The 3,105-nt window shown below is 55.6% G+C and carries 2 rRNA genes; both read left to right on the top strand.

The features are described from left to right. Nucleotides 1-2,786 (top strand): 23S ribosomal RNA (locus MHY20_RS11430); the annotation flags it as partial. A gap of 200 nt (nucleotides 2,787-2,986) precedes the next feature. Continuing rightward, nucleotides 2,987-3,104: ribosomal RNA gene (rrf, locus tag MHY20_RS11435) — 5S ribosomal RNA — on the top strand. Nucleotide 3,105: the final 1 nt, after the last annotated feature.

A 3,105-nucleotide genomic window follows, 5' to 3' on the forward strand; every position in this document is an offset into this window, starting at 1 on the left:
TACTCGGCAGAGGTTGCTGATCAGGGGTTGTGGGATGTGCATGGATTGGGCTGCCGCCTGGTCGTCGCTGTCAGTGTGTGGTAGGTGAATCCTTGTGAGTGGGGAACCGTAGTGGGTGTGAGTCCCGTAGCTGAAACTGCATGGCTGGGTGATGGTGCATTGTCCCGAGTAGGACCGGGCTCGTGAAATCCGGTGTGAATCTGCCAGGACCACCTGGTAAGCCTAAATACTTTCTTGTGACCGATAGCGGACAAGTACCGTGAGGGAAAGGTGAAAAGTACCCCGGGAGGGGAGTGAAATAGTACCTGAAACCGTGTGCTTACAATCCGTCGGAGCCTTTTTTGTGGGGTGACGGCGTGCCTTTTGAAGAATGAGCCTGCGAGTTAGTGGTCGGTAGCGAGGTTAACCTGTGTGGGGTAGCCGTAGCGAAAGCGAGTCTGAATAGGGCGCCTTTAGTTGCCGGCTCTAGACCCGAAGCGAAGTGATCTATCCATGGGCAGTGTGAAGCGCGGGTAAGACCGCGTGGAGGCGCGAACCCACTTCAGTTGAAAATGGAGGGGATGACCTGTGGATAGGGGTGAAAGGCCAATCAAACTTCGTGATAGCTGGTTCTCCCCGAAATGCATTTAGGTGCAGCGTTGCGTGTTTCGTCCTGGAGGTAGAGCACTGGATAGGCGATGGGCCCCACCGGGTTACTGACCTTAGCCAAACTCCGAATGCCGGTGACGTGAGAGCGCAGCAGTGAGACTGTGGGGGATAAGCTTCATAGTCGAGAGGGAAACAGCCCAGAACATCAGCTAAGGCCCCTAAGCGTGTGCTAAGTGGGAAAGGATGTGGAGTTGCTGAGACAACCAGGAGGTTGGCTTAGAAGCAGCCACCCTTGAAAGAGTGCGTAATAGCTCACTGGTCAAGTGATTCCGCGCCGATAATTCAGCGGGGCTTAAGTACACCGCCGAAGCTGTGTCACTCCACTGTGTGTGGGGTGGGTAGGGGAGCGTCGTGCATTGTGTGAAGCTGCGGGGGAACCTTGTGGTGGATGGTGTGCGAGTGAGAATGCAGGCATGAGTAGCGATTAGGCGGGTGAGAATCCCGTCCGCCGAATGATCAAGGGTTCCAGGGCCAGGTTTATCCGCCCTGGGTTAGTCGGGTCCTAAGGCGAGGCCGACAGGCGTAGTCGATGGATAACGGGTTGATATTCCCGTACCGGTTGTGTGAGGACCCATGCTGAAAGTCGTGATGCTAACCACCCGAGCGCTGCTCTTCACCTTCGGGTGTTGGTGTGGTGTGAGGCTGGGGTCCAATCGGTGAGTAGGTGAGCGTGTGGGATGACGCAGTGAGGTAGCTTCCGCGGGGCGATGGTTGTCCCCGTCTAAGCGTGCAGCCTGTGCCCGAGTAATGTTGGGCGCGTGTAGGTCAGACGTGATAGTGACCCTTTAGTGGGGAAGTTGGGTGATCCTGTACTGCCGAGAAAAGTCCCGGCGCCACGAGCGCAGCCGCCCGTACCCTAAACCGACTCAGGTGATCTGGTAGAGAATACCGAGGCGTTCGAGAGAATCGTGGTTAAGGAACTCGGCAAAATACCCCCGTAACTTTGGGAGAAGGGGGACCTGACCAGTGAGAGCTGGGAGGGTCGCAGAGACCAGGGAGAAGCGACTGTTTACTAAAAACACAGGTGAGTGCGAAGTCGTAAGACGCTGTATACTCACTGACGCCTGCCCGGTGCTGGAAGGTTAAGCGGACTGGTTAGCGCCTTCGGGTGCGAAGCTGGGAAGTTAAGCCCCAGTAAACGGCGGTGGTAACTATAACCATCCTAAGGTAGCGAAATTCCTTGTCGGGTAAGTTCCGACCTGCACGAATGGCGTAACGACTTCTCCACTGTCTCAACCGCGAACTCGGCGAAATTGCATTACGAGTAAAGATGCTCGTTACGCGCAGCAGGACGGAAAGACCCCGGGACCTTTACTATAGTTTGGTATTGGTGTTCGGAGCGGCTTGTGTAGGATAGGTGGGAGACTGGGAAGCTGGCACGCTAGTGTTGGTGGAGTCGTTGTTGAAATACCACTCTGGTCGTTTTGGATATCTAACCTCGAGCCATGATCTGGTTCAGGGACAGTGCCTGATGGGTAGTTTAACTGGGGCGGTTGCCTCCTAAAGAGTAACGGAGGCGCTCAAAGGTTCCCTCAGCCTGGTCGGTCATCAGGTGTTGAGTGTAAGTGCACAAGGGAGCTTGACTGCGAGACAGACATGTCGGGCAGGAGCGAAAGCTGGAACTAGTGACCCGGCACCTCATTGTGGAATGGGTGTCGCTCAACGGATAAAAGGTACCCCGGGGATAACAGGCTGATCTTGCCCAAGAGCTCATATCGACGGCATGGTTTGGCACCTCGATGTCGGCTCGTCGCATCCTGGGGCTGGAGTTGGTCCCAAGGGTTAGGCTGTTCGCCTATTAAAGCGGTACGCGAGCTGGGTTTAGAACGTCGTGAGACAGTTCGGTCCCTATCCGCTGCGCGCGTTGGATATTTGAGAAGGCCTGTCCCTAGTACGAGAGGACCGGGATGGACTGACCTCTGGTGTGCCAGTTGTTCTGCCAAGGGCATGGCTGGTTGGCTACGTTGGGAAGGGATAACCGCTGAAAGCATCTAAGCGGGAAGCCTGCTTCGAGATGAGATATCCGTGCACCTTTGGGTGTGTGAGACCCCCAAGAGATGATTGGGTTGATAGGCCAGATGTGGAAGCGCGGTAACGTGTGGAGCTGACTGGTACTAATTGGTCGATGACTTTATCAAAATACGCATAAAGCACTGGCTGTTGGTTGGTGTGTTTGCTTGTGTGTTCGCGTCCACTAGGCGGTTGATTGACCGCATCCCTTGTGGCTGCCGGCAGTGCCCTTTTTGTGGGTGGTGTTGGTGGTGGGGTTGTATTGTTTGTATAGTGTCTGATCCCTGCACCCGGTGGGTGTGGTGTGGAACGGTCTTTGTGTGGTTGTTCCGGTGGTCATAGCGTTGGGGAAACGCCCGGTTACCTTTCCGAACCCGGTAGCTAAGCCCAACTGCGCCGATGGTACTGCACTCGGGAGGGTGTGGGAGAGTAGGTCGCTGCCGGACT

Origin of the sequence: Helcobacillus sp. ACRRO (assembly GCF_022347125.1) — a bacterium.
Classification (GTDB): domain Bacteria; phylum Actinomycetota; class Actinomycetes; order Actinomycetales; family Dermabacteraceae; genus Helcobacillus; species Helcobacillus massiliensis.